The organism is Kitasatospora sp. NPDC058162 (assembly GCF_042884005.1).
Classification (GTDB): Bacteria; Actinomycetota; Actinomycetes; order Streptomycetales; family Streptomycetaceae; genus Kitasatospora.
Genome location: NZ_JBHVUS010000006.1, coordinates 150,221 through 172,782, shown reverse-complemented (window position 1 = coordinate 172,782; position 22,562 = coordinate 150,221). Strand labels below are relative to the sequence as shown.

The 22,562-nt window shown below is 73.2% G+C and carries 23 protein-coding genes; 12 read left to right on the top strand and 11 right to left on the bottom strand.

The genetic code is table 11. From position 1 onward, the window contains the following. Positions 1-47 precede the first annotated feature (47 nt). Positions 48-209, bottom strand: coding sequence for a hypothetical protein (locus tag ACFVXG_RS14590; RefSeq protein WP_387927866.1), 162 nt, complete (start codon positions 207-209; stop codon positions 48-50). A 188-nt stretch (positions 210-397) separates the two neighbouring features. Between ACFVXG_RS14590 and ACFVXG_RS14585 the strand changes: the two genes are divergently transcribed. Then, complete coding sequence (locus tag ACFVXG_RS14585; protein ID WP_387927458.1) at positions 398-883, top strand: hypothetical protein; 486 nt, start codon at positions 398-400, stop codon at positions 881-883. 33 nt (positions 884-916) lie between these two features. On the opposite strand, the gene ACFVXG_RS14580 is transcribed toward ACFVXG_RS14585, so the two are convergent. Then, positions 917-2,044, bottom strand: a complete 1,128-nt coding sequence (locus ACFVXG_RS14580; protein ID WP_387927456.1) for an FAD-dependent oxidoreductase — start codon at positions 2,042-2,044, stop codon at positions 917-919. 61 nt (positions 2,045-2,105) lie between these two features. On the opposite strand from ACFVXG_RS14580, the gene ACFVXG_RS14575 reads away from it, so the two are divergent. After that, positions 2,106-2,537 (top strand): MarR family winged helix-turn-helix transcriptional regulator, encoded by a 432-nt coding sequence (locus ACFVXG_RS14575; RefSeq protein ID WP_387927454.1) that lies wholly within the window; start codon positions 2,106-2,108, stop codon positions 2,535-2,537. Between the two features lie 27 nt (positions 2,538-2,564). Here the strand turns inward: ACFVXG_RS14575 and ACFVXG_RS14570 are convergent, their stop codons facing one another. Together ACFVXG_RS14570 and ACFVXG_RS14565 are read right to left on the bottom strand one after the other, a co-directional pair. Next, positions 2,565-2,966 carry an NTP pyrophosphohydrolase gene (locus ACFVXG_RS14570; protein WP_387927841.1) on the bottom strand — a complete coding sequence of 134 codons (402 nt, stop codon included), beginning with the start codon at positions 2,964-2,966 and terminating at the stop codon, positions 2,565-2,567. Positions 2,967-3,039: 73 nt separating this feature from the next. Continuing rightward, positions 3,040-3,678 (bottom strand): HD domain-containing protein, encoded by a 639-nt coding sequence (locus tag ACFVXG_RS14565; RefSeq protein ID WP_387927452.1) that lies wholly within the window; start codon positions 3,676-3,678, stop codon positions 3,040-3,042. Between the two features lie 115 nt (positions 3,679-3,793). Here ACFVXG_RS14565 and ACFVXG_RS14560 point away from each other — a divergent pair, with 115 nt between their 5' ends. The 3 genes from ACFVXG_RS14560 (at position 3,794) to ACFVXG_RS14550 (ending at position 6,722) form a co-directional block, all read left to right on the top strand. After that, the gene (locus ACFVXG_RS14560) at positions 3,794-4,744 is read left to right on the top strand and encodes a GlxA family transcriptional regulator (protein WP_387927450.1); all 951 of its coding nucleotides are present in this window, start codon (positions 3,794-3,796) and stop codon (positions 4,742-4,744) included. 208 nt (positions 4,745-4,952) lie between these two features. Then, positions 4,953-6,206 (top strand): RNA-guided endonuclease InsQ/TnpB family protein, encoded by a 1,254-nt coding sequence (locus tag ACFVXG_RS14555; protein WP_387927448.1) that lies wholly within the window; start codon positions 4,953-4,955, stop codon positions 6,204-6,206. A 69-nt stretch (positions 6,207-6,275) separates the two neighbouring features. Continuing rightward, positions 6,276-6,722 carry a hypothetical protein gene (locus ACFVXG_RS14550; RefSeq protein WP_387927446.1) on the top strand — a complete coding sequence of 149 codons (447 nt, stop codon included), beginning with the start codon at positions 6,276-6,278 and terminating at the stop codon, positions 6,720-6,722. Here ACFVXG_RS14550 and ACFVXG_RS14545 read toward each other — a convergent pair. The 3 genes from ACFVXG_RS14545 to ACFVXG_RS14535 are packed head-to-tail and all read right to left on the bottom strand — an operon-like array spanning position 6,605 to position 9,276. After that, positions 6,605-7,018: a PPOX class F420-dependent oxidoreductase gene (locus ACFVXG_RS14545; protein ID WP_387927444.1), complete on the bottom strand. Its 414-nt coding sequence runs from the start codon at positions 7,016-7,018 to the stop codon at positions 6,605-6,607. The genes ACFVXG_RS14550 and ACFVXG_RS14545 overlap by 118 nt on opposite strands. Before the next feature lie 36 nt (positions 7,019-7,054). Next, positions 7,055-7,840: a DUF4239 domain-containing protein gene (locus ACFVXG_RS14540; RefSeq protein WP_387927442.1), complete on the bottom strand. Its 786-nt coding sequence runs from the start codon at positions 7,838-7,840 to the stop codon at positions 7,055-7,057. Between the two features lie 14 nt (positions 7,841-7,854). Continuing rightward, entirely contained in the window at positions 7,855-9,276 is a 1,422-nt protein-coding gene (locus ACFVXG_RS14535; RefSeq protein WP_387927440.1) for a D-alanyl-D-alanine carboxypeptidase family protein, read from the bottom strand. A 176-nt stretch (positions 9,277-9,452) separates the two neighbouring features. Between ACFVXG_RS14535 and ACFVXG_RS14530 the strand changes: the two genes are divergently transcribed. Next, positions 9,453-9,650 (top strand): hypothetical protein, encoded by a 198-nt coding sequence (locus ACFVXG_RS14530; protein ID WP_387927438.1) that lies wholly within the window; start codon positions 9,453-9,455, stop codon positions 9,648-9,650. Here the strand turns inward: ACFVXG_RS14530 and ACFVXG_RS14525 are convergent. Continuing rightward, complete coding sequence (locus ACFVXG_RS14525; protein ID WP_387927437.1) at positions 9,647-10,402, bottom strand: TetR/AcrR family transcriptional regulator; 756 nt, start codon at positions 10,400-10,402, stop codon at positions 9,647-9,649. The two genes, ACFVXG_RS14530 and ACFVXG_RS14525, sit on opposite strands and share 4 nt — an antisense overlap. Positions 10,403-10,492: 90 nt before the next feature. On the opposite strand from ACFVXG_RS14525, the gene ACFVXG_RS14520 reads away from it, so the two are divergent. The 3 genes from ACFVXG_RS14520 (at position 10,493) to ACFVXG_RS14510 (ending at position 16,503) form a co-directional block, all read left to right on the top strand. Further along, complete coding sequence (locus ACFVXG_RS14520; RefSeq protein WP_387927435.1) at positions 10,493-11,347, top strand: siderophore-interacting protein; 855 nt, start codon at positions 10,493-10,495, stop codon at positions 11,345-11,347. 501 nt (positions 11,348-11,848) lie between these two features. Next, a complete protein-coding gene (locus tag ACFVXG_RS14515; RefSeq protein ID WP_387927433.1) occupies positions 11,849-15,337 on the top strand; it encodes a S8 family serine peptidase in 3,489 nt (1,162 codons plus the stop codon). Between the two features lie 197 nt (positions 15,338-15,534). Then, on the top strand, positions 15,535-16,503 hold the full coding sequence (locus tag ACFVXG_RS14510; RefSeq protein ID WP_387927431.1) for an alpha/beta fold hydrolase: 969 nt from the start codon (positions 15,535-15,537) through the stop codon (positions 16,501-16,503). A gap of 157 nt (positions 16,504-16,660) precedes the next feature. Here ACFVXG_RS14510 and ACFVXG_RS14505 read toward each other — a convergent pair whose 3' ends face one another. The 3 genes from ACFVXG_RS14505 to ACFVXG_RS14495 all read right to left on the bottom strand — a co-directional run bounded on the left by ACFVXG_RS14505 (position 16,661) and on the right by ACFVXG_RS14495 (position 19,868). Next, positions 16,661-18,106, bottom strand: a complete 1,446-nt coding sequence (locus tag ACFVXG_RS14505) for a VWA domain-containing protein (RefSeq protein ID WP_387927430.1) — start codon at positions 18,104-18,106, stop codon at positions 16,661-16,663. Continuing rightward, positions 18,103-18,996, bottom strand: coding sequence for an AAA family ATPase (locus ACFVXG_RS14500; RefSeq protein ID WP_387927429.1), 894 nt, complete (start codon positions 18,994-18,996; stop codon positions 18,103-18,105). The genes ACFVXG_RS14505 and ACFVXG_RS14500 overlap by 4 nt, the downstream gene beginning before the upstream one ends. 200 nt (positions 18,997-19,196) lie before the next feature. After that, the gene (locus ACFVXG_RS14495; RefSeq protein ID WP_387927428.1) at positions 19,197-19,868 is read right to left on the bottom strand and encodes a Tat pathway signal sequence domain protein; all 672 of its coding nucleotides are present in this window, start codon (positions 19,866-19,868) and stop codon (positions 19,197-19,199) included. 441 nt (positions 19,869-20,309) lie between these two features. Between ACFVXG_RS14495 and ACFVXG_RS14490 the strand changes: the two genes are divergently transcribed. The 3 genes from ACFVXG_RS14490 to ACFVXG_RS14480 all read left to right on the top strand — a co-directional run bounded on the left by ACFVXG_RS14490 (position 20,310) and on the right by ACFVXG_RS14480 (position 22,487). Further along, positions 20,310-21,071: a TetR/AcrR family transcriptional regulator gene (locus tag ACFVXG_RS14490; protein WP_387927426.1), complete on the top strand. Its 762-nt coding sequence runs from the start codon at positions 20,310-20,312 to the stop codon at positions 21,069-21,071. A gap of 139 nt (positions 21,072-21,210) precedes the next feature. Continuing rightward, positions 21,211-21,867 carry a DUF6230 family protein gene (locus tag ACFVXG_RS14485; RefSeq protein WP_387927424.1) on the top strand — a complete coding sequence of 219 codons (657 nt, stop codon included), beginning with the start codon at positions 21,211-21,213 and terminating at the stop codon, positions 21,865-21,867. A gap of 2 nt (positions 21,868-21,869) precedes the next feature. Then, positions 21,870-22,487 (top strand): DUF6114 domain-containing protein, encoded by a 618-nt coding sequence (locus ACFVXG_RS14480; RefSeq protein ID WP_387927422.1) that lies wholly within the window; start codon positions 21,870-21,872, stop codon positions 22,485-22,487. Positions 22,488-22,562: the final 75 nt, after the last annotated feature.

Here is a 22,562-nt window from a genome sequence, read left to right as displayed (position 1 = left end):
CAGATCGGTGGACACCAGCTCCCCGGTGTCCGTCCCCGCGACCGGGCTCACCGCATCCCGCCCATGTTGTGCCCGTCCATGCCGGGCGAGGTCCCGCCGCCCCGGCTCGGCGTCAGCCCCGGGGCCACCGGCCCCGCCTGCCGCCCCACCGCGTAGGAGACCACGAACACCACCACCAGCAGCAGGGCGAACCCCGCCAGCACACTCAACGGCCGGGCACCCGGCGATTTCGGCTTCACCCCCCACCAGTCGGACGGCCGGAACGGTTGGTTCCCGTGCGGCCGACGAGTCCGGGGGTGGCGCTCGTCACGATCCGCCGACCACTGTCGTCCGGGCGTCGTACGATCATTCGTGTGCCGAAGACCGGCACGGATGACGGACATCCGGGGGGATGACGATGAAGACGACGAGCCCGACGAAGACGCGCGCGCTGGCCGTGGCGGCCGGGGTGCTGGGGGTGTCGGTGACGCTGCTCGGGACGGCGTCGGCGCAGCCGACCGACGGATCGGGCCCGGGCGAGCCGTTCGGCCACCCGGGGACGGGCCGGATTCTGCCGCCGAGCCCGGACGAGGACACCATCTTCTCGATCCCGGAGTGGATCGGGAACGGCAGCGCGGTGACCGCCTCGGCGATCGAGACGCTGCCGATCGACGTCACCGTCGGCTGCCAGGGCGGTGGTTCGGTGCAGGTGCACGTCGGCGGCCAGGCCCCGGCGGACTTCACGGTGCAGTGCCCGGTGGACTCGGTCGGCGTCGGCTCCGTCCGGGTCCCCGCCCGTCCGGGCCGGGACTTCCAGTTCACCGCGCACACCTCGGACCCGTCGATCCACTGGGGCATCAACGCCCTCCAGATCCGCCCGCCGGTCGACTCGCCGACCGACTGAGCCGCTTCCACGCCCCGGCCCCGAGCCGTGCGCTCACCCCGACCGGTCGCCGCCGTGGTGGCGGGTGGCGGTGGCGACCGCGGCGAAGCCGTAGTCGAGCATCTCCGCCTGGTACGAGCGGACGGCGTCGGGCAGGGGCGCGTCCGGGAGCAGCCGGGAGGCGAGCAGCCCGGCCTCGTGGAGGGCGACTCCGGCGCTGATCCCGACCGGGGCCATCGGGTGGGCCGCGTCGCCGACGAGGGTCACGGGCACCGGCGGCCACGGTTCGGGGCGCTCGGAGCTCTGGATGGCCCCGGGTACCACGTACCCGGGTTCCCCGAGCCGGATCAGTGCGCCCAGGGACGGGTGCCAGTCGGCGACGGCCCGTTCCGCCAGCGCGAGCAGTTCGGCGGCGCCGAGCCGGAAGAACTCCGGTCCGGGGTGCCCGAAGAGCGCGGCCGGCGCGGTCAGGCCCCACATGACGTAGTCGGCGGCCGACGGCAGCCCGAACTCGGCCGGGTCGCGGCGGAAGTGCTGGGCGGCCAGGGCGAGTTGGCGCCCGTCCGGGCCGGTCACGCCCAGGAAGCCCGCGAGGGCGGCCGGGGGTGTCAGCTGCCGGACGAGGTCGGTCAGCGGGGTGCGGCCGTAGATCATCCGACTGCCGTGCACGGTGACCCGGAAGTCCGGCAGCAGCTGGCGCCGGACGGCGGAGTTGGCCCCGTCCGCGGCCACCAGCAGGTCGCCCTCGGCGGTGGAGCCGTCGGTGAGGAAGAGCCGTACGGTGCCGTCCGCCGGCAGCTCGTAGCGGGCGAAGCCCGCGCCGAAGCGGGTCGCGTCGGCCAGGCCGCGCAGCATGATCCGGCGCAGGGTGAGCCGGTCGACGGTGATGCCCGCGGCTCCCGGCGGCAGCTCGATCTCGGTGACCTCCCGCAGGTCGGGGCCGGTCACGCTGACCCCGGCGGTCGCGGCGCAGGCGGTGGCGAGAGCCTGGGCGTAGGCCTCGGCGGGCAGCCACGCGCGCAGAGCGGCGGCGCCGTCGCCGTTGATGTGGATCCGGTAGCCCTGGCTGCGGGCGTCGACGGCGGCGTCCCGTTCGAAGAGCCGTACGTCGTGGCCGTGGCGGCGCAGGCCGTGGGCGAGGCAGGGGCCGGCGAGGCCGGTGCCGATGATCAGAACACGCATGATGCAACCCCGAGTTGAGATTATCTCATGTGAGACTTTCTCGGAAGCTAGCATCGGGCCCATGGAAACACAACCGGGCGATCCGGCCGCCCTCGGACTGCTGATGTACCGCGCCCACCAACTCGCCCGCGCCAAGGCCAACCAGGCCGCCCGGCCCACCGGCATCGAGCTGCAGCACGCCGGCGTGCTCACCGCGGTCCGGGACGGAAAGGCGCGCAGCCAGCGGGAGTTGGGCGAGGTGCTCGGCATCGACAAGTCCACCCTGGTGCGGATCGTCGACGACCTGGAACGCCGGGGCCTGCTGCGGCGCGAACGCACCCCGAACGACCGTCGGGCCTACGGGATCCTGATCACGGCGGAGGGCGAGCGGAGCCTCCACGAGGCGGGAGAACTGTTCCGCGGTGCCATGGCGGAACTGCTGGTGGTCCTGGACGCCGAGCAGCGGGGCCAACTGCACGAGCTCCTCAGTCGGTTCGTCGCCCAGGAGCGGTAGGAGCGGGACGGGCCGTCGGCCCCCGGTTCAGCGCCGGACGCTGCGCGGGCCCGTGACCTCGGCGCCCAACGCGCCCACCCGGGAGCGCAGTTCACGGTCGGCGGTGACCACCAGGCAGGCCCGCGCCGGAGCCCCGGCGCGGGCCTCCCGGATCAGCTCGACGATCCGGTCGTCCCCGCTGCCCTCCGCCGACACCACCCGGACCTCCGGTAGCCCGGTCACGCCGCGGGCCGCGCCCTCGACCACCAGCACCACCTCCAGCGGCCCGGGCCGCTCCGGCAGGCCCTGCGTGGCGACCGCGACCAAGGCGTCCCGCAGCCGCTCGGCGGCCCCGCGCCGGTCCCGCCACCAGCCGTCCGGGACGGACCCGACCACGTTCGCGCCGTCCACCACCAGCAGCGGCGGCCCGCTCTTCTCCAAGGACTCCATGGACTCCATGACCGCCAAGCCTGCCACGGCCGGGCGGTCACTCCGGTCATGCCGGTCATGCCGGTCGAGCCGGTCACTCCGGCCAGTCGGAGCCCAGGATCACCTCGACGAAGTCGCCGCGCTCGAAGCCGGGCACGAAGTGCGCCAGGACGTCGGCCTTGACGTTGCCGAAGGCGGTGTCCGGACGGTTCCGCAGGCCCTCCGTGAACGCGGCCAGGATGCGGTTCTTGAAGTCGGGCCGGGGGTGGGCGGCGGTGACGGCCGCGCGCTGCTCGGCGCTGACGGCGTGGTAGCCGAGCCCCAGGACGTCCAGCTCCACACCCCGGGTGACCAGGGCGATCTCCGGCGCCATGTGCAGCGGGACCTCCGGCGTGGTGTGCAGGGCGACGGCCGTCCAGACCCGCTGGGCGGGCTCCTCGGCGATGCCGTGGGCGGTCAGGAAGCGGCGGGCCTCGTCGGCGCCGTCGATCTCGAACCGCTGGTCGGTGCGGGCGAAGCGCTCGGTCAGGCCGAGGTCGTGGAACATCGCCCCCACGTACAGCAGCTCGGGGTCGAAGGCCAGGCCCTGCTCGGCGCCGCGCAGCGCCCCGAACAGGAACACCCGGCGCGAGTGGTCGAACAGCAGCGGGGAGGCCGCGTCCCGGACCAGTTCGGTCGCCTCACGGGCCAGGGCGCTGTCGGGGATCCGTACGCCGGCGACGGTCTCGCTCATCGTGGTTCTCTCCTCCGGGAGTCGATCGGGAGTCGATCGGTGGACTCCTCCACCCTCGCCCGGCGGCGTAGGCTGGAGCCATGTCCGTACAGACAGCAATCCCTCGGATCCGGACATGACGCGGCGGGTCGCCTTCCTCGTGTTCGACGGCGTGACCCTGCTCGACGTCAGCGGCCCGCTGGAGGTCTTCCACCAGGCCGGTCGGCTCGGCCACCCGTACCGGGCCGCGCTGGTCTCCCCGCTCGGCGGCACCGTCACCGCCTCCAACGGCGTGGCCCTGGCCGCCACCGCCGCACCGGAGTCCACCGGCCCGCTGGACACCCTGGTGGTCGCCGGCGCCGACCACCTCGCCGCCGAAGGGCCCGACGAGCCGCTGCTCGCCGCCGCGGCCGGCCTCGCCGAACGGGCGGAGCGGGTCGCCTCGGTGTGCAGCGGGGCGTTCGTCCTCGCCGCGCTCGGCCTGCTCGACGGCCGCCGCGCCACCACCCACTGGCGCCACGCCCGGGCGCTCGGACTGCGCCACCCCCGCGTCCGGGTCGAACCCGACGCCCTGCACGTGCGCGACGGGCGCTACCACACCAGCGCGGGCATCAGCGCGGGCATCGACCTCGCCCTCGCCCTGGTCGAACACGACCACGGCGCCGACACCGCCCGGTCCATCGCCCGTGAACTCGTCGTCTTCATGCAGCGCCCCGGCGGCCAGTCCCAGTTCTCCACCGCGCTGGCTACCCCGCCCGCCCGCAGCGAGCTGCTGCGCACCCTCACCGACGCCGTCCTCGCCGACCCGGCCGCCGACCACAGCCTGCCCGCGATGGCCGCCACCGCCGCCGTCAGCAGCCGCCACCTGACCCGGCTCTTCCAGGCCGAACTGCACACCACCCCCGCCCGCTGGGTCGAGCGCGTCCGGCTGGACCGCGCCCAGCAGCTCCTCCTCGACGGACACGGCGTCACCGCCGCCGCCCGCCGCAGCGGCCTGGGCAGCGACGAGACCCTCCGCCGCGCCTTCGCCCGGCACCTGGGCACCACCCCCACCGAGTACCGCCGCCGCTTCACCAGCACCGGCTGACTCCGATAAAGGGCGCCGGCGTTCACCCGGGTCTCGACCCACGTCCCGGAGATCGCCCCGCCCGCCGGCTTCACCTTTGATCTCCCAGGATGCTCCGGCCTTCAGGCCGGGGAGGAATGGGGGCTTGGCCCGGAGCCGCGAAGCGCCGCAGTGATCTTCGGGTGTTCGGACGTGGGCCGTTGTCAGTGCCTGTCGGTAGGTTGGTCTGGTGCATCTTCGGTACTCCTATCGTGTCTATCCGACGGCGGGTCAGCGCTCCTTGCTGGCTCGGACGTTCGGGTGTGCGCGGGTGGTGTACAACGACGCTCTCGCGGTGCGGATGGAAGCCCGGAAGGGCGGGCGTCCGTATCCCAAGAGCACGGATCTTCAGAAGCTGGTGATCACGGCGGCGAAGAGGACCGCCGAGAGGGCGTGGCTGGCCTCGGTGGGTGTGGATCCGCTGATCCAGTCCCTGCGGGACCCGGACACGGCTTACCGGAACTTCTTCGACTCGGTGTCCGGCAAGCGCGTCGGCCGGTCGGTCGGTTTGCCCCGGTTCAAGTCGAAGCGTGATGGCCGACAGTCACTGCGCTTCACCCGCAACGGGTTCCGCATCCGGTCCAACGGGAAGCTGAACCTGGCGAAGATCGGCGACGTGCGGGTGAAGTGGTCGCGGGCACTGCCCGCCGATCCGTCGTCCGTGACGATCGTGCTGGACCCGTCCGGGCGGTACCACGCCAGCTTCGTGGTGGACGTCGAACCGGACCACCTGCCCGAGGTCGATGCCGAGGTCGGTATCGACCTCGGGCTCACCACCTACGCCGTCCTCTCCGACGGCAGCGTGATCGACAACCCCCGCTTCCTCCGCACAGCGGAGAAGAAGCTCAAGGCCGCGCAGCGGGAACTGTCCCGCAAGGCCAAGGGCTCGAAGAACCGGGCGAAGGCCCGTCTCAAGGTCGCCAAGGCGCACGCCAAGGTGGCCGGCACCCGCATGGACTGGCTGCACAAGCAGACCACCAGGATCATCCGCGAGACACAAGCGGTGTACCTGGAGGACCTCAACGTGCGCGGCCTCGCGAGGGGCCGGCTGGCCAAGTCCGTCCACGACGCCGGATGGTCCACCTTCCGGCGTCTGCTCGAAGAAAAAGCAGCCCGGTACGGGCGGCACGTCGGCATCGTGGACCGCGCGTTCCCGTCCTCCCAGCTCTGCTCGGAGTGCGGACACCGCGACGGACCCAAGCCGCTCGCGGTGCGCGAGTGGGCCTGTCAGGCGTGCGGTGTGCTCCATGACCGTGACCTCAACGCTGCTCGCAATATTCTGGCCGCCGGGCAGGCGGACAGGCTAAACGCCCCTGGAGGGCTGGCAAGACCTGGCGTGGCGATCCCACGCCAGGCACGGCCCGCTGAACGGGGAACCCACCTCGGCGACCTGCGGACCACGGGTGTCCGTGCCGCAGGCGCGGGAGGAATCCCCGTCCTTTAGGGCGGGGAGGATGTCAACTTCAACCAGTTCCTGGTCGACGCCGAGGAACCGCTGATCTTCCACACCGGGATGCGGCAGCTCTTCCCGGCCGTCTCGGAGGCGATCAGCCGGGTGGTGCCGCTGGAGCGGCTGCGCTGGGTGACCTTCGGGCACGTCGAGGCGGACGAGTGCGGGGCGATGAACGAGTTCCTGGCGGCCGCGCCGCACGCGCAGGTCGCCCACAACACCCTGGGCTGCCTGGTCTCGCTGAACGACCTGGCCGACCGCCCGCCGGTGCCGATGGACGACGGCGAGGTGCTGGACTCCGGACGCGCTGGAGGAGCGCTTCGGCCCGGAGTCGGAGTTCGTCGGCCTGCCGAGCGTGCTGGCGGACCCGCACCCCTGAGGCCGCGGGGGCATCAGTCCGTCAGGGTGATCCGGATGCCGATGGTGCCGCGCTCGCCGCGCCGCAGCCGGCTGCCGAGCAGGGTGAGCACGCCGAGCAGCCCGTACTTCTGCCGCAGCAGGGTGCGGTAGGCGGCGGTGCGCTCGGGGGTGAGGAGTTCGGCGGTGGCCGGGTACTGCTCGCCGGTCGGTCGGCCCTTGACGTCGCAGGGGCCGACCAGGACGTCGGCCCGGTTGCGGATCCGCTTGACCTTCCAGGAGTCCATGACGGTCCAGACGCCGAGCGCCTCCCCGTCCCGGACCACCCACACCGGGGTCGGCACCGGGGTGCCGTCCTTCTTGTAGGTGGTGACGAGCAGGTAGCTGCCGGAGGAGAGGCTGACGATCCGGGCGAGCCGGTCCGCTGCGGCGGGGTCGGGCGTGGTCATGGCCGAGAGTCTACGAGGTCGGAGGCCTGCGCCGGGTCACCAGAACCGGGCGAGGGCGCTCTGCCGGAACGGCTCCGGCGAGATGCTGAGCTCCCCGGCGAACGGCCGGTCCAGCACCAGGACGAGCAGCAGGCTGAAACCGATCAGCGCGGCCACCGAGCCGACGAACAGTAGCCGCGCCCGCCGGGCGGGGACGCCGTACAGCAGGGACAGCAGCACGATCGCCACCGCTCCGCCGACGATCAGCACCTGGAGCAGGACGGGCAGTTCGGAGCCGCTCGCGTTGATCCGGTCCCGGCGCCGGCCGGCCACCTCGTTGAGGCTGTCGAGCGCCTTCGCGTAGAAGGCCTGCTCGGACTGCGACTGCGGCTCGTACCCGAGCAGCGCCCGGTACATCGCGTCGACCTCCGTGCCGGTGGCCGTGAACTCGCCGCGGCCGGCCTTCATCAGCGGCCACTGCCGCTCGACCACGACGTGCACGTAGCCGCCGACCGACGCGGTGACGGCGTCCTGCGGCCCGGGCGGGAAGGCGGCGGCGTCGCGGGCGATCTGCGAGACCGCGGTGGCCTCGGCGGAGACCACCTTCTGGGTGTCCTGCAGCTCGGTCCACAGGTTGACGATGACGAAGGCCAGGATGAGGCCGTAGATCGCGCCGAAGATGCCGAGCACCACGCCGACCATGTCGTTGTTCCCGCCCCGGGCGAGGGCCGGGGACCAGCGGCTGACCAGGACGCTCCCGGCCAGCGCCAGCAGGACGGACCCGCCGACCACCAGCAGACCGAGCCAGGCGGTGGACAGGTGGTTCAGCAGCCACAGCTCCATGGTCGGAACCGGGGTCAGCCGTCCCGGCGGGGGCGGGTGCCGCGGAGGAGGGCGCGGGCGCGGCGGGTGAGGCGGCGGCCGGCCCGGCCGCCGACGCCGGTGGCGCCGATCCGGCGGGCGCCGGTGCGGCCACCGGCAGGCGTGGCGGCCGCGGGCGCGGTGGTGGCGGTGCGGGCGGTGGACGGGGAGCTGGACGGGGTGGTGCGGCGGCGGGCGGCGGTGCGGGCGGTGCCCCAGACGGCGAGGCCGGTGGCGACCGCGGCGCCGGTCCAGAGGGCGGGGGCGAGGACGGAGTCGTTGCCGAAGGCGGGGGTGCGGGACCAGGGCGGCAGGTCGGCCTCGGCGGCGGCCTGCGGGGCGCCGTCGGCCGGAGTGCCGTCGGTGCCCCCCGCACCGCCCGTACCGCCCGCGCCGCCGCCGGAGCCCTTGGCGCCCTTCGGGGCGCCGAGGTCCTCGACCAGCTGTCCGACCGGCTGGACCTTGCCCGCGGCCGCGAAGCCCCAGTCGAGCAGGCTGGCGGCCTCGTCGTAGACCTTGCCCTGTGCCTCGGGGTGCATCACGGTCACCAGCAGGGTGCGGCCGCCCCGCTCGGCGGCGCCGGTGAAGGTGGCGCCCGCGTTGGTGGTGTAGCCGTTCTTGACGCCGATCAGGCCGGGGTACTTGCCGAGCAGCCGGTCGGTGTTGGCGATGTCGAAGGCGGTGCGCTGCCCGGTGGCCTTGTCGAGTCCGCCGGGGAAGCGGGCGGTGCGGGTGGCGCAGTAGGAGCGGAAGTCGGCGTTGCGCAGCCCGGCGCGGGCGAACAGGGTGAGGTCGTAGGCGGAGGAGACCTGGCCGTCCATGTCGTAGCCGTCGGGGGAGACCACCTTGGTGTCCCGGGCCTGGAGGGACTGGGCGCGGGTCTGCATCTCGCCGACGGTCTGCTGGACGCCGCCGTTCATGTGGGCGAGGACGTGCACGGCGTCGTTGCCGGAGCTGAGGAAGACGCCCCGCCAGAGGTCCTCGACCCGGTACGGCAGGTTCTCCTTGACGCCGACCAGGCTGCTGCCGACGCCGAGGTCGGCGAGTTCGGCGGGGGTGACCTGGTGTTCCGTGGCGCGGTCGAGCTTGGGCAGCACGGTGTCCGCGAACAGCATCTTGAGGGTGCTGGCCGGGGGCATCGGCCGGTGGACGTCCTTGGCGGCGAGCACCTCGCCGGTGCCGGCGTCGGCGATCAGCCAGGAGCGGCCGGTCAGTTCGGCGGGCAGGGCGGGGGCCCCGGCCAGCGGCGCGACCTGGACGGCCGGGCGGCCGAGCCGCTCGCCGCCGACGGTGGAGGCGGCGGCGTCCTGGGCCAGGGCCGCGGGGGCGCCGGCGGCGAGCACCAGGGCGGAGGCGGCGGAGGCGGCCGCGACCCTGGCGACGGACGGTGGTTTCTGCTGCACACGCTTTGGCTGCACACCGCGAACGTACCGGCGCCGCCGTCGGGCCGCCGCGCCTGCTGCTCCGTCCGGAGGGAGGGCGGGGTGCGACTGCTTGTGCGACTTCGGGCGCGGCCTCGGGCGCGACTTTGGTCAACGCCGGTCGCGCCGAAAGTCGGTTGGGCGCGGGCCCGCGGCTTCCTAGGCTCGGGGGCATGAAGACCCTGCTCGGTTACCTCGGTTTCGTCCTGATCCTGGGCGGTGGCACCGGCCTGCTGGCCGACCACCTCGGGGGCTTCCGGCTGTTCGGCTTCGTCCGCTTCCTGGTCCCGGACGGCCACGAGACCGCCGGGTACGCCGTGCTGCTGGTGCTGGGCGCCCTGCTCGCCATCCCCTCCGCCCGGCGCGGCTAGGCGCCCGCGGCCACGCCGTCGAGCAGGACGGCCAGGCCGGTGCGGAAGGCGTCCGCGCCGTTGTCCTCCGGGCTGCCGCCGGCGGCGCTCTGCAGGGCGGTCAGCAGGGGGAAGCGCCGGGGGAAGTCCGGTGCCAGCTCGGCGAGCCGGGCGGAGCGGGCGGTCCACCAGTCCTCGTCCGTGACGCCGGTGGCGGCCGCCGCGCCGCGGGCGTCGGCGGTGGTGGCGGCCGTGCCGCGGACGAACTGCCAGAGCGCGGCGACGGCCCCGCGCAGCCGCCCGGGGGCCAGTTCGGCCGGTTGCAGGGCGGTCAACAGGTGCTCCATGGCGGCGAGTTCGGCCGGGCCGAGGACGGGGCGGGCCTGCGAGACCTGGAGCACCCAGGGGTGGCGCAGGTAGCAGGCGTACAACTCCTCGGCCCAGGCGGTGACGGCGGCCCGCCAGTCGTCGAACGCCGCCGGTGCGGCGGGGAGTTCGGCGAGCACCCGGTCGTGCATCAGGTCGAGCAGTTCGGCCTTGCCGGGCACGTAGGTGTAGAGCGCCATCGCGGTGCGGCCGAGCCGTTCGCCCACGGCGCGCATCGACAGGGCGGACATCCCTTCGGCGTCGGCCACCGCGATTCCGGCGGACACGATCGCGTCCACACTCAGGCCCGGTTTCGGGCCGCTGCGCCCGGTGCGCGGTTCGGCGGGGCGGCCCCACAGCAGGGCGAGCGAGCGGTGGGCGTCTCCCTGCCCGGCGTAGACGGTCATCCCGACATCTCCTTATGGCGTAAAGTATCCTCGCGGCGGCAACTCTTTATGCCGTAAGTTATCAGGATTCCGCAGCGAAGGGGTTTCACGATGACACTGCCCGTCACCCTCCTGGAGGTCGTCGCGGTCGAGCGGATCACACCGCGCACCGCCCGGGTCGCCTTCGAGGCGCAGGCCCTGGACGACACCGTGGGCACCACGCCCGACCAGCAGCTCAAGCTCTGCTTTCCGCGCCCCGGGCAGCGCGAGCCCGTGCTGCCCGCCCGGCAGGACGACCCGATGGGCTGGTACCAGGCCTACCTGGCGGTCCCCGAGGCCGAGCGCCCGGTGCTGCGCAGCTTCACCCTGCGCCGCCGGCACCCCGGCACCCGGCGGATCGAGGTCGACTTCGTGCTGCACGGCGACACCGGCCCGGCCGCCTCCTGGGCGCTGCGCGCCGCGCCGGGGGACCGGCTCGGCATGGTCGGCCCCTCCGCGCTGTACGCCCCGCCGGTCCCGTTCGCCGAGGTCGCGGCCGCCGCCGACCAGGTGCTGCTGGCCGGCGACGAGTCCGCGCTGCCGGCCATCGCGACGCTGGTCGAGGCGCTGCCCGAGGGGGTGCGGGCGCGCGCCTGGATCGAGGTCGCGGACCGGGCGGAGCGTCAGGAACTGGTGAGCCGGGCCGCACTGGAGGTGCGGTGGCTGTACCGCGACGGCGCGGCGCCGGGCAGCCTGCTGGTCGAGGAGTTCCGGCGCGCCGGGCGCCCGGCCGGGCGGCCGTTCGTCTGGCTGGCCGGGGAGGCGGGGGCGGTGCGGGCGCTGCGCCGGTGCCTGGTGGAGGAGTACGGGGTGCCGAAGGAGTCCGTCGACTTCACCGGCTACTGGCGGCACCGGTTGACCCAGGACGACGCGCCGACGGCCGAGGACCTGGCGGACGCCCGGGAGCGGCTGGCCGCCTCGTCCTGATCGATCGTCTCCGAACGGGCCTTTCCGGAGGGCCCGTTCGGAGCGGGCGGCCGGAATAGGGGGACGGATGAACTCTCCGGCCGCTCCGTTCGTTCTGCTTGTCGATCCGGTTGCCGTGCGTTGTTTCGACGGCCGTCGACGGGGAAGAAGTGTCGCGGTGTCGACAAAGAGGCAGTGGGTGGGCAGGGGTGGCGATGTTTCGCCAGTGTCCAGAGTTCGCCACTGACGTTTTTGCTGCTGCGGCGGGCTGTTTTGACCGTCCCTGACCGGCTCTGATCGGTGAAAAAGGGGCGGATGACGCCGGATTTATACTGTGTATTTTACTTTCTGATGGTCATTTTTACTTTCTGATGGGGTTTTAACCCCTTGTCGTGGTCGTGTCGGATGCGCTGGAATGCGACCGCTGTCGGGACGCGTGGTCCGGAGCAACCACGCGTCCGACCAGGATCCGCGTAGGCTGGACCGTGCAACCTGACGTCGCATCAGACGAAAGGATGTCCATTGATCGGCTGGCGCAAGACCCAGCTAGCAGCCGCCGTCACCGTCACCGCCGCGTCCATGGTCCTGAGCATCGGGACCATCGCGAGCGCCGCCCCGACCCAGGATCCGCAGAACGCCCAGGCGGCGTCCTCGGACGGGTCGCCGGCACCGGTGATCGTGATCCTTAAGGACCAGATAGCGGACGCCCCGGCCGACCACGGTCACCTCGGCGCCCGTGAGCAGAAGACCGCCAGCGCGCAGAAGCCGCTGCTGGACAAGGTCAAGGCCAACGGCGGCACCAACGTCAAGAGCTTCGTGGTCGGGAACGCCTTCTCCGCCACGGTCAGCCCGGCCGAGCGCGCGTCGCTGCAGTCCGACCCGGCGGTCGCCGCCGTGGTTGCGGACACCCAGGTCCAGGTGGCCCCGGTCGCCTCGACCACCGCGAAGAAGGCGGACACCGCGGCCGCGGCGTCCGGCAAGTCCGGCGACGGTTCGCAGGCCGTTTCGGGCAGTAACGGCCAGGGTTCCCAGGAGAACGCGACCAACACGGTCTGCCCCTCCGACCCGTCCAAGCCGCTGCTGGAGCCCGAGGGCCTCTACTCGGTCCGCGCCTACAGCGGCAACGGCAACCCCGGTGTGGAGAACCTCTCCACCGGCAAGGGTGTCAAGGTCGCCTACATCGCCGACGCGCTCGACCCGAACAACCCGGACTTCATCCGGGCCGACGGTTCGCACGCCGTGGTCGACTACCAGGACTTCTCGGGTGAGGGCTGGAACGCGCCGAGCGGCGGCGCCGAGGCCTTCGGCGACGCCTCGGCGGTCATCGCCCAGGGCCGTCAGACCTACGATGTCTCGCAGTTCGTCAACGCCTCGCACCCGCTGCCGGCCGGCTGCAACATCCACATCCGCGGCCTCGCCCCGGACGCCGACCTGGTCGCCCTGAAGGCCGGCGGCGAGATGATGTCCAACTCGTCGATCCTGCAGTCCATCGACTACGCGGTGCGGGTCGCCCACGTGGACGTGCTGAACGAGTCCTTCGGTGGCAACGTCACCCCGGACAGCGGCGCCCACGACACCATCGCGCTCTTCAACGAGCAGGCCGTCAAGGCCGGTGTCACCGTCGCCGTCTCCACCGGTGACGCGGGCCTCAGCGGCACCATCGGCACCCCGGCCACCGACCCGTACGTGATCTCGGTCGGCGCGTCGACGGACAACCAGAACTACCAGCAGACCGGCTACGCGGCCTCCAAGTTCTCCAACGGGACCTGGAGCAACAGCCGGATCTCCGCGCTCTCCTCGGGCGGCTTCACCATGGCCGGCCGGACCCTCGACCTGGTCGCGCCGGGCGAGTCGGACTGGGCGCTGTGCACCGCGGACACCACCAAGTACGCGGACTGCACCAACTACAACGGCAAGGGCACGAACATCCAGCCCTTCGGCGGCACCAGCCAGGCCGCCCCGTTCGTCACCGGTGCCGCGGCCCTGGTCATCCAGGCCTACCGCGACACCCACGGCGGCGACTCGCCGTCCCCGGCGCTGGTGAAGAAGTTCATCACCGGCACCGCCACCGACCTCGGCGTCCCCGCCGAGGAGCAGGGCGCCGGTCTGCTGAACGTCCGGGCCGCCGTCGAGGCCGCCCGCGGCTACGACGACGGCGACGGCACCGACGGTGCCCGCACCGTCGTGGTCAACACCGGCCAGCTGAACATCTCCGGCACCCCCGGTTCGACCCACACCGCCGACGTCTCCGTCACCAACACCAGTGACGAGCCGCAGTCGGTGAGCGCCACCACCCGCAGCTTCGCGCCGCTGGCGAACAACCAGCAGGTCGTCAAGCTGGACTCGGCCTCGACCGACACCTTCAAGTACGCCACCAACGGTGCCGACTGGGTGCAGAAGCAGGTCAAGTTCACGGTTCCGGCCGGTGCCGACCGCCTCGCGGCGTCGATCGCCTGGCACGGTGGCCCGAACCCGGTCACCAACGGCCCCGTGGTCCGCATGACGCTGCTCGACCCGTCGGGCCGCTTCGAGACCAACACCCGTCCGCAGGGCGGCGCCACCCCGGCCAACTTCGGCCTGGTGGACGTCCCGCACCCGGTCGCCGGCGACTGGACCGCGGTCTTCTACACCCCGGCGGGCAAGGCCGGTTTCACCGGCGACGTCCAGTTCGGCACCTCCACCCAGCGCGCGGTCCCGGCCGGCGCGGTGAGCCCGAACACCACCGACCTGCAGCCCGGTGAGACCAAGACCCTCAAGGTCCAGCTCACCACCCCGGCCACCAGCGGTGACAGCAGCGAGGCGGTCCTCGTCTCCGGCTCGAACGGCAACACCACCAGCGTTCCGGTCGTGCTGCGCAGCCTCGTCCCGGTCAAGGACGGCAAGGGCACCTTCACCGGCACCATCACCGGTGGCAACGGCCGCGGCTCCTCGCCGACGCAGATGTTCGCCTACGGCTTCGACGTCCCGAAGGGCCAGAAGGACCTCCGGGTCGGCGTCACCGTCGCCAAGGACGCGAACCTGTTCATGCAGGGCGCCCTGATCAGCCCGAACGGCACCCCGATCGACATCGAGGGCAACACGCTGTTCGACGCCCAGGGCAACCTGACCGGTGCGGCCAACGGCGTCTCGGCCACCACGGTCAACCCGGCCGAGGGCCACTGGCGCTTCGTCCTGAACGTGCTCGGCCCGGTCAGCGGCCAGGAGCTCGCCCAGGACTTCGCCGGCACCATCGCGTTCAACCAGAACCAGGCCACCGCGGCCGGGCTGCCGAACGACGGCAAGACCAAGCTCGCCGCCGGCAAGCCGGTCAGCGTCACGGTGAACTACACCAACAACACGGTCGCCACCCAGTCGATCGCGGCCGACGGCCGCCTCGACAAGCGCGTCGACCTGCCGCTGGTGCCGCAGGGTGCCTCGGCCAGCGTCAACCTGCCGCTGAGCCTGACCTCCTCGGTGCCGAGCTTCCTGGTGCCGCCGAGCACCGACCAGCTCAAGGCCGTGGCGGCGTCCTCGACGCCGGCGCAGATCGAGCTGAGCGCCACCACCGCCTCGCCGGACCTCTTCGGTGACCTCAAGAAGGCCCAGGACGGCTCGGCCATCTCGGTGGCCACCTCCAAGGGCTCGGCGGAGCAGCCGATCGTCCCCGGCTCCTGGAGCACCTTCGTCCAGCAGATCGGCCCGTTCGGCACCGCCGGCGCGCCGAAGGGCACCTCCACCATCACCGCCACCGCGCACACCCTGGCGTTCGACCCGGCGCTGACCTCCAGCACCGGTGACCCGTACGCCGCCGCGGTGAACGCCACGGCCGCGGCCGCCACCCCGGTGACCGTCGCCCCCGGCGCCACCGGCTCGCTGCAGGTGACCGTCACCCCGACCGGCCCGAAGGGCAGCACGGTCAAGGGTGTGCTCTACCTGGTGTCCGGCCCGACCTTCGTGCCGACCGCCAACAACAGCGTGGGCACCACCGGTGCGGTGCTCGCGGCGATCCCCTACAGCTACACGGTGAACTGACGCTCAACCAGTTCAGCGCGCGAGCCTGAGGCCGAGGCCGTCCCGGAGTTCCGGGGCGGCCTCGGCTGCTTTCCGCTCCGCGTCGGTTGCCTGCTTCCGGTCGGAGGCGGAACCGCCGGGGTTGGCGGCCGGTGGAGCCGGGCAGGAGGGTCGCAGGGGGGCCGTTCGGGCCCTGCGGAGCGGACCGGGAGCGGGAGTTGTTCGAGGCGATCAAGCACAGTCACGTCGAGGTGAACGGCGTCCGGCTGCACCTCGCGGAACAGGGTGAGGGGCCGCTGGTCCTGCTGCTGCACGGCTTCCCGGAGAGCTGGTACTCCTGGCGGCACCAGTTCGCGCCGCTCGCCGAGGCCGGGTACCGGGTCGTCGCCCCCGACCAGCGCGGGTACGCCCGCAGCGCGCAGCCGGAGGCCGTGGACGCGTACACCCTGCTGCACCTGGTCGGTGACGTCACCGCGCTGATCGGCGCGCTGGGGGCCGAGCGGGCCGTGGTGGTCGGGCACGACTGGGGCGCGCCGGTCGCCTGGGCCACCGCCGCGCTGCGGCCGGACCTGGTGCGCGGGGTCGCCGGACTGAGCGTGCCGCCGCTGCCGGTGGGCGGGCCGCCGCCGCTCACGGCCGCCCGGGAGAACTTCGGCGAGGGCTTCTACCAGATCTACTTCCAGGAGCCCGGCCGGGCCGACGCCGAGCTGGCCGCCGACGTCCGGACCAGCCTGCGGCGCATCCTGTGCGGCATCCAGCCGGACGGCAAGCCGCGCGCGTGGATCGTCCCCGAGGGCAAGAAGCTGCTGGACACCGTCCCGGAGCCGGAGCGGCTGCCGGACTGGCTCACCGAGGCCGACCTCGACGTCTTCGAGGCCGACTACGCGACCCACGGCGAACGGGCCTTCACCGGCGGCCTCAACTGGTACCGCAACCTGGACCGCAACGCCGAACTGCTGGCCGCCTTCGCCGGGGTGACGGTCGACGTGCCCGCGCTGTACGTGGCCGGCGAGCGGGACCTGGTCAACGCGATGGTGCCGCCGGAGGCCCTGGCCTACCTGCTGGGCCGGCTGCCCCAGCTGCGCGGGCACGTCCGGCTGCCGGACACCGGCCACTGGACCCAGCAGGAGCGCCCGGCCGAGGTGACCGAGGCCCTGCTGGACTTCATCGCCGGCCTGGACAAGTAAGGGCCCCGCCATCGACAAGTCGGGGAACCTCGCCCGGATCGAGGAGTGCGGGTACCTCATCCCCACCACCCGCTGACCGCAGGCCACCCCGCCTGACGGCCTCCGTGCTGTCCGGGTGACCCTACCGGCGACCCCGGTCGCCCGTCTGCTCCGGCCCTCAGACCGGCAGCAGGCGGGCGATCAGTTCGCCGAGGCGGCGGGCGTTGCGGCAGGAGTGCATCTCCACCACGTCCGCGTACGTCAGGGCGGCGGAGTCGCCGGTCGTCCAGAGGGCGGGGCGTTCGGGGTTGAGCCAGAAGACCCGGCGGGCCCGGGCGGCGATCCGGCGCAGGGCCTCCGGGTTGGGGTCGCGGTGGTTGTTGCGGGCGTCGCCGAGGACGAGCACGCAGGTGCGGGGGCCGACGGCGTCCAGGTGGTGCTCGGCGAACTCGCCGAGCGCGGAGCCGTAGTCGCTGTTGCCGTGGTAGCCCATGACCTTCGCCTCGGCGAGGATGCGCGCGGCGAGGTGGGCCGGGTCGCCCTGGCCCCGCCGCAGCAGGTCGGTGACCTCGGCGGTGCGGTTGACGAAGGCGAACACCCGGACCTTGCTGAACTGTTCGCTCATCGCCTGCACCAGCAGCATGGTGAAGTCGGCGAAGCCCGACACCGAGCCGGAGACGTCGCACAGCAGCACCAGCTCCGGCCGGGCCGGGCGGCGCAGCCGGTACGCCGGGCGCAGCGGCACCCCGCCGGTGCCGAGCGAGCGCCGCAGGGTGCGGCGCAGGTCGATCCGGCCGCGGGCGGCCCGGCGGCGCCGGGCGGCCAGCCGGGTGGCCAGCTTCCGGGCCAAGGGGTGGACGGTGCGGCGCAGTTCGGCGAGCTGCTCGCGGCCGGCGAACAGGAAGTCGATCCGGTCGACGGTGGGGGCGACGGCGCGCTCCGCGATCCGCTCGGCGCCGCGCAGTTCGGCGACCCGGCGGCGGGCCTCGGCGGAGACCTGGGCGCGGAAGTCCTGGATGCGGCGGCGGATCTCGTCGGCGAGGACGCGGTCGGAGAGGTCGTCCGTGCCCTGTTCCCGCAGGCCGGCCAGGATCCGGGCGAGCAGGGTCTCGGGGGCGAGCCGGCCGAGGGCCTGGTGGGCGGACCAGCCGTCCGAGCCGGGCGTGCTGCCGGTGCCGTACCGGCCGAAGGCCTCGACCACCTCGCCGGCCAGGCGGGCCTGGGCGGCCCGGTCGTCGGCGGCCAGGGCGGTGGCGAGGCGCTCGCGCAGCCGGTCGCGCAGCGGGTCGGGGCGGCCGAAGCGCGGGGGGTCCTGGGTGTCGTCGGTGGGTTCCGAGCCGCGCAGGGCCTCGGGGGTGCCGACGCCGAGCGGGAAGAACAGGTCGAAGGAGGCGTCGAAGACCGCCCGTTGGCCGTCCGAGCGCAGCAGGGCGGCGGCCAGTCCGGCCCGCATCTGCTCGCGGTCGGCGAAGCCGAGCACGTCGAGCACGGCGGCGGCGTCCACCGTCTCGGCCGGGCCGATCCGCAGGCCGTGCCCGCGCAGCGCGCGGACCAGGCCGGTCAGCCGCGCGGCGGTGTCGGCTGCGCCCGCGGCGGTGTCGGCGCCCGACGGGGGCGTGGTCACGCGAGGGTGAGCTTCTGGGCGGCCTTGCGGACGTCGTCCTGGTGCTTGAGGATCACCCCGAGGGTGTCCTGGACGACCGCGTCGTCCAGGGTCTCGGCGCCCAGCGCCAGCAGGGTGCGGGCCCAGTCGATGGTCTCGGCGACCGAGGGCGCCTTGCGCAGGTCCATCGCGCGCAGCGCGCCGACCACCCGGACCAGCGAGGCGGCCAGCGTCTCGTCCAGGCCGGGCACCTTGAGCCGGACGATCCGGCGCTCCAACTCGGCGTCCGGGTAGTCGAGGTGGAGGAAGAGGCAGCGGCGGCGCAGCGCCTCGGAGAGCTCGCGGGTGGCGTTGGAGGTGAGCAGTACGAAGGGGCGGCGGCGCGCGGTGATGGTGCCGAGCTCGGGGACGGTCACCTGGAAGTCGCTGAGCACCTCCAGCAGCAGCGCCTCCACCTCGACGTCGGCCTTGTCCATCTCGTCGATCAGCAGGACGGTCGGCTCCTCGCCGCGGATGGCGGTCAGCAGCGGGCGGCTGAGCAGGAACTCCTCGCCGAAGATGTCGCCGCGGGCCTCGTCCCAGCCCTCGTCGCGGCCGGCGGTGATCCGCAGCAGCTGCTTGGCGTGGTTCCACTCGTAGAGCGCGCGGGCCTCGTCGATGCCCTCGTAGCACTGCAGCCGCACCAGCCGGGCCGCGCCCAGTTCGGCGACGGCCTTGGCGAGTTCGGTCTTGCCGACCCCGGCGGGGCCCTCGACCAGCAGCGGCTTGCCGAGCCGGTCGGCCAGGAAGACGGTGGTGGCCACGGCGGTGGAGGCGAGGTAGCCGGTGGCGGCGAGCCGTTCGGCGGTGTCCGCCACCGATGCGAAGAAGCCCGTGTCGTCGTTGTTGCCGTCGCTGCTGCCGCTGGCCATCCGACCCGCCCCGTTCCGCTCCGCCGCACCCGTCCCGTCGGGCCCGTGCGGCGCCACCCTACCGGCCGGTCACTTGCTTGTCCCGGGTTCGCCCGGGGGCGGTCGCGGTGGAGCGGCGTACGGCCCGGGGCCGTACGCCGCTCCTGCGTTCCGGTGGGTTCCGGTGGGTTCCGGTGGTGCGTTCCGGTGTGCCCGGGGGGTCAGTTGACCCAGAGGACCGGGCTGCCGGCGGCGGAGCTGTCGGTGACCGGGCCGTAGGTGGCGCTGAAGTAGCCGGTGGAGAAGCACAGGCCGGGGCCGGAGACCAGGTTGGCCGGCTGGTTGGCGAAGCCGATGCTGTTGTCGGTGTTGGAGGTGGAGCCGCTGATGCCGTTGGGGCTCTGGTAGACGCAACTGACCTGGCCCAGCAGGGTGTTCAGGACGACCGTGATGCCCACCGGGCCGGCGCTGGTGCCGTTGAGCGAGACGTTGCTGCCGGAGCCGGAGGTGACCGTGTTGGTGTACGGCAGGCTGGTGGCGGTGACGCTCTGCACGCTCATGACGCCGAAGACGCTCGAGGTGCAGGAGTCGAAGGACTGGCTGTTGAGCTGCTCGGTCGCGCTGCCGGGGGCGGCGGGGTTGGACGTGACGGTCGCGGAGAAGGAGGAGTTGGCACAGCTGACGCCGTTGCTGCTGCCGGGGCCGTCGGTGAAGGTCGCGGCGGTGCCGGAGGCCAGGTTGGCGACCAGGGTGTCGCCGACGGCGATGGCCGCGCCGCCGGCGCTGCCCTGGGTGAGGACGGCGGTGGCGTCGGCCTGGGCGGGTGCGACGGCGGCGCCGGTGAGGGCGATGGCGGCGAGGGATGCGGCTGCGAGCGTGCGACGGATGCGCATGAGGGTGCCTCTCTCCGTCCGGGGACGGGTGGGGGAATCCCCGCGTGCGGGTGTGGTGGTGTGCACGACGGGGGAGGTGCCTGGCGTACCGGGAGCTCCGACGGACCACGGGTGCGGGCGGGCCCGGCGCCACGGGCCCGCTCATGCGGTACGACGGTGTTCATGCGGTGCGGCGGTGCAGCGGTGCGGCGGTGGGGCGGTCCGGGCACGGCGGCACGGCGCGGAGCCGTGCGGACGTGCGGTCTCGCGGGGTGCACGTCGGCGGCTGCCACCACCGCGGGCCCGGCTCCCGCCCTGGTCCGGCGGCCCGGGCGGCTCGCCCGGGGTCGTCGGAACCCCTGGATCCGACCGGTGGCGGCCTGCGCGCCGAGCGATTGGAAACCTGGCAGTGTTGTAAACCCGACGTTACGTCAATGTCAATACAGGACACAGGAGTTGGTGATGGATCCCAAACGCCTCCGGAGTGCCGACCTGATCCTGCTGCCGGGTGCCCGGACCGGCCGGGATCCGGCCAGGTCGATCAAGCCGGGGCCGCGCCGGCAGCCCGCCGGAGTGGTCGCCGCGACCCAGCGCGAACGGCTGCTGGACGGCCTGGTCCGGACGGTCGCCGAACGCGGCTACCAGCACGCGACGGTGAGCGACATCTGCCGCGCGGCCGGGGTGACCAGGCCGGTCTTCTACGAGCTGTTCAGCGGCAAGGAGGACGCCTTCCTGGCCGCGCACCGGCACGGCACGGGCGTGGTGATCCGGCGGATGGCGGCGGCCTTCGCGGCCGAATCCGACTGGTGCGCCGGGATCCGGCAGGCGCTCGAAGCGATGCTCCAACTCCTCGCCGGGACACCGTCCTTCGCGACCATGGCGGTGATCGAGATCGAGGCGGTCGGCCCGGCCGGGCGGCGGGCGCGGGAGCAACTCCTGATCAGGTTCCGGGCGTTCTTCGCCGAGGTGCCCCAACTCCCTGGCGGCGTAGGGGTGCAGGAGACGGTCGACGCCGTGGTGGGCGGCGTCTACAGCGCGGTCTACCGGCGGATCTCCTCCGGCCGTACCGATCAACTGCCGGAACTGCTGCCGGTGTTGAGCATGTTCTGCCTGGCGCCCTTCCTCGGGCCGGCCGAGGCGGACCGTCGGCTGGGCGGCTCGGTCCGGAGGATCGGTGAAGATCCTTCGTGCACCCGTATTGACCCGGCGAATACCGGGCAGTAGCTTCCCAGTTACTCAACGCGCTCCGCCCGGATCCGCCCCGCTGCCGAGGGGCGGACCGCCCGGTCGGAGCGCGGAACGCTGTCCGCGCCAGGACAACGTGCCAGTGCCTGCACACCCAATCCATCCACAGGGAGCACACATGGCCATGTCCGAGGAAGCCGCCGCCGCGGCGGAAACCCCGCAGCCGCCGACCGGGACCAGAAGAGGCCGGGTCCGGATGAAGCGCTCCGCCCTGATGGCCGTACCGGCCGTCGCGGCCGGGGGCATCCTGATGGCCCTCACCGCCCAGGGCGTGCTCGCCGCGCAGTTCTCCATCTCCGGCATGCCGTTCACGATCACCGCCGACAAGCTCGACGGTGACGGCTTCGCCCAGTTCGGCTCGCTGGACCACATGATCCCCGGCAGCCCCAACCAGGGCCACACCGGCGGTCAGGTGCTGGTCGCGGTGTCGGCGATCAAGACCGCCGAGATCACCAGCCTGTGCCAGAGCGTGGACCTCGGCGGCGTCAACCTGGTGATCCGCGCGGGCGACAAGGGCACCCCGGTGGCCGCCTCCGACCTCACCACCGACTCCGATCTGCTGTCCGGCGACGCGGAGTTCAAGAACATCGAGATCGGCGGCGACGCCAGCACCTACACCAAGGCCGGCCCGGTCGGCGTGGGCGGCAAGGGCGTCTTCGGCCAGCAGGCCGACCACATCACGCTGACCCACCTCAACCAGCACAACTACGCGAGCACCGCCGTCGGGTTCAAGCTGCCCAACCTCCGGCTGAGCTTCAGCTCCAAGGGCTGCTGAACATGACGGAGTCCGTACCGGAGCCGACCGCGACCGGTGAGGGCGCCGCTGCGCGGACCGAGGAGGTGGCGGCCGCGGGGACGGCCGCCACCCCCTCCGCGACCGCCGCCCCCGTCGCCGGCCCCGCCGCCGCTCCCGCAGGAGCCGTCGCTCCCACCGGAGCCGCCGCGACCGCTGCGCCCGCGAGCCCCGCGGGCCCGGTCAAACGCGACTGGCGGGGGAAGCGGCCGTTCTGGGGCGGGCTGCTGGTGACGCTCGGCGGCGCCGAGATCCTGCTCACGCTGTGGGCCCCGCTGCCCCTCCTGCTGCACATCTCGCTGGTGGGCCTGGCCGGGTACCTGGTGCCGTCGGTGATGCTGCTGTGCGGCCTGTTGATCCTCTTCAACCCGACGCAGCGGCTGTTCTACTCCGTCCTCGCCGTGCTCGCCTCGCTGGGCAGCTGGGTGACCTCCAACCTGGGCGGCTTCCTGATCGGGATGCTGCTCGGGATCGTGGGCGCCTGCCTGACCTTCGGATGGCTGCCCGACCAGCCGCTGCGCCGTGGGAGGCAGCGGCGGGAGGACCGGCGCGCCGAGCGCCGGGCCGGGGCGGGCGCCGGGGCGGAGACGGCCGGGGTCTGAGCACATGGGTCTGAGCACACGCGTCTGAGGACAGGGGCCTGAGGGCAGGGGCCCGCCGGGAGTCATCGGCGGCGC

Coding starts and splice junctions, on each gene's coding strand:
- ACFVXG_RS14550 (WP_387927446.1), top strand. CDS start 6,276: ATGCGGCAGCTCTTCCCGGCCGTCTCGGAGGCGATCAGCCGGGTGGTG.
- ACFVXG_RS14585 (WP_387927458.1), top strand. CDS start 398: ATGAAGACGACGAGCCCGACGAAGACGCGCGCGCTGGCCGTGGCGGCC.
- ACFVXG_RS14545 (WP_387927444.1), bottom strand. CDS start 7,018: ATGACCACGCCCGACCCCGCCGCAGCGGACCGGCTCGCCCGGATCGTC.
- ACFVXG_RS14565 (WP_387927452.1), bottom strand. CDS start 3,678: ATGAGCGAGACCGTCGCCGGCGTACGGATCCCCGACAGCGCCCTGGCC.
- ACFVXG_RS14560 (WP_387927450.1), top strand. CDS start 3,794: ATGACGCGGCGGGTCGCCTTCCTCGTGTTCGACGGCGTGACCCTGCTC.
- ACFVXG_RS14570 (WP_387927841.1), bottom strand. CDS start 2,966: ATGGAGTCCTTGGAGAAGAGCGGGCCGCCGCTGCTGGTGGTGGACGGC.
- ACFVXG_RS14495 (WP_387927428.1), bottom strand. CDS start 19,868: ATGCGCATCCGTCGCACGCTCGCAGCCGCATCCCTCGCCGCCATCGCC.
- ACFVXG_RS14500 (WP_387927429.1), bottom strand. CDS start 18,996: ATGGCCAGCGGCAGCAGCGACGGCAACAACGACGACACGGGCTTCTTC.
- ACFVXG_RS14480 (WP_387927422.1), top strand. CDS start 21,870: ATGACGGAGTCCGTACCGGAGCCGACCGCGACCGGTGAGGGCGCCGCT.
- ACFVXG_RS14530 (WP_387927438.1), top strand. CDS start 9,453: ATGAAGACCCTGCTCGGTTACCTCGGTTTCGTCCTGATCCTGGGCGGT.
- ACFVXG_RS14485 (WP_387927424.1), top strand. CDS start 21,211: ATGGCCATGTCCGAGGAAGCCGCCGCCGCGGCGGAAACCCCGCAGCCG.
- ACFVXG_RS14520 (WP_387927435.1), top strand. CDS start 10,493: ATGACACTGCCCGTCACCCTCCTGGAGGTCGTCGCGGTCGAGCGGATC.
- ACFVXG_RS14490 (WP_387927426.1), top strand. CDS start 20,310: ATGGATCCCAAACGCCTCCGGAGTGCCGACCTGATCCTGCTGCCGGGT.
- ACFVXG_RS14575 (WP_387927454.1), top strand. CDS start 2,106: ATGGAAACACAACCGGGCGATCCGGCCGCCCTCGGACTGCTGATGTAC.
- ACFVXG_RS14525 (WP_387927437.1), bottom strand. CDS start 10,402: ATGACCGTCTACGCCGGGCAGGGAGACGCCCACCGCTCGCTCGCCCTG.
- ACFVXG_RS14580 (WP_387927456.1), bottom strand. CDS start 2,044: ATGCGTGTTCTGATCATCGGCACCGGCCTCGCCGGCCCCTGCCTCGCC.
- ACFVXG_RS14540 (WP_387927442.1), bottom strand. CDS start 7,840: ATGGAGCTGTGGCTGCTGAACCACCTGTCCACCGCCTGGCTCGGTCTG.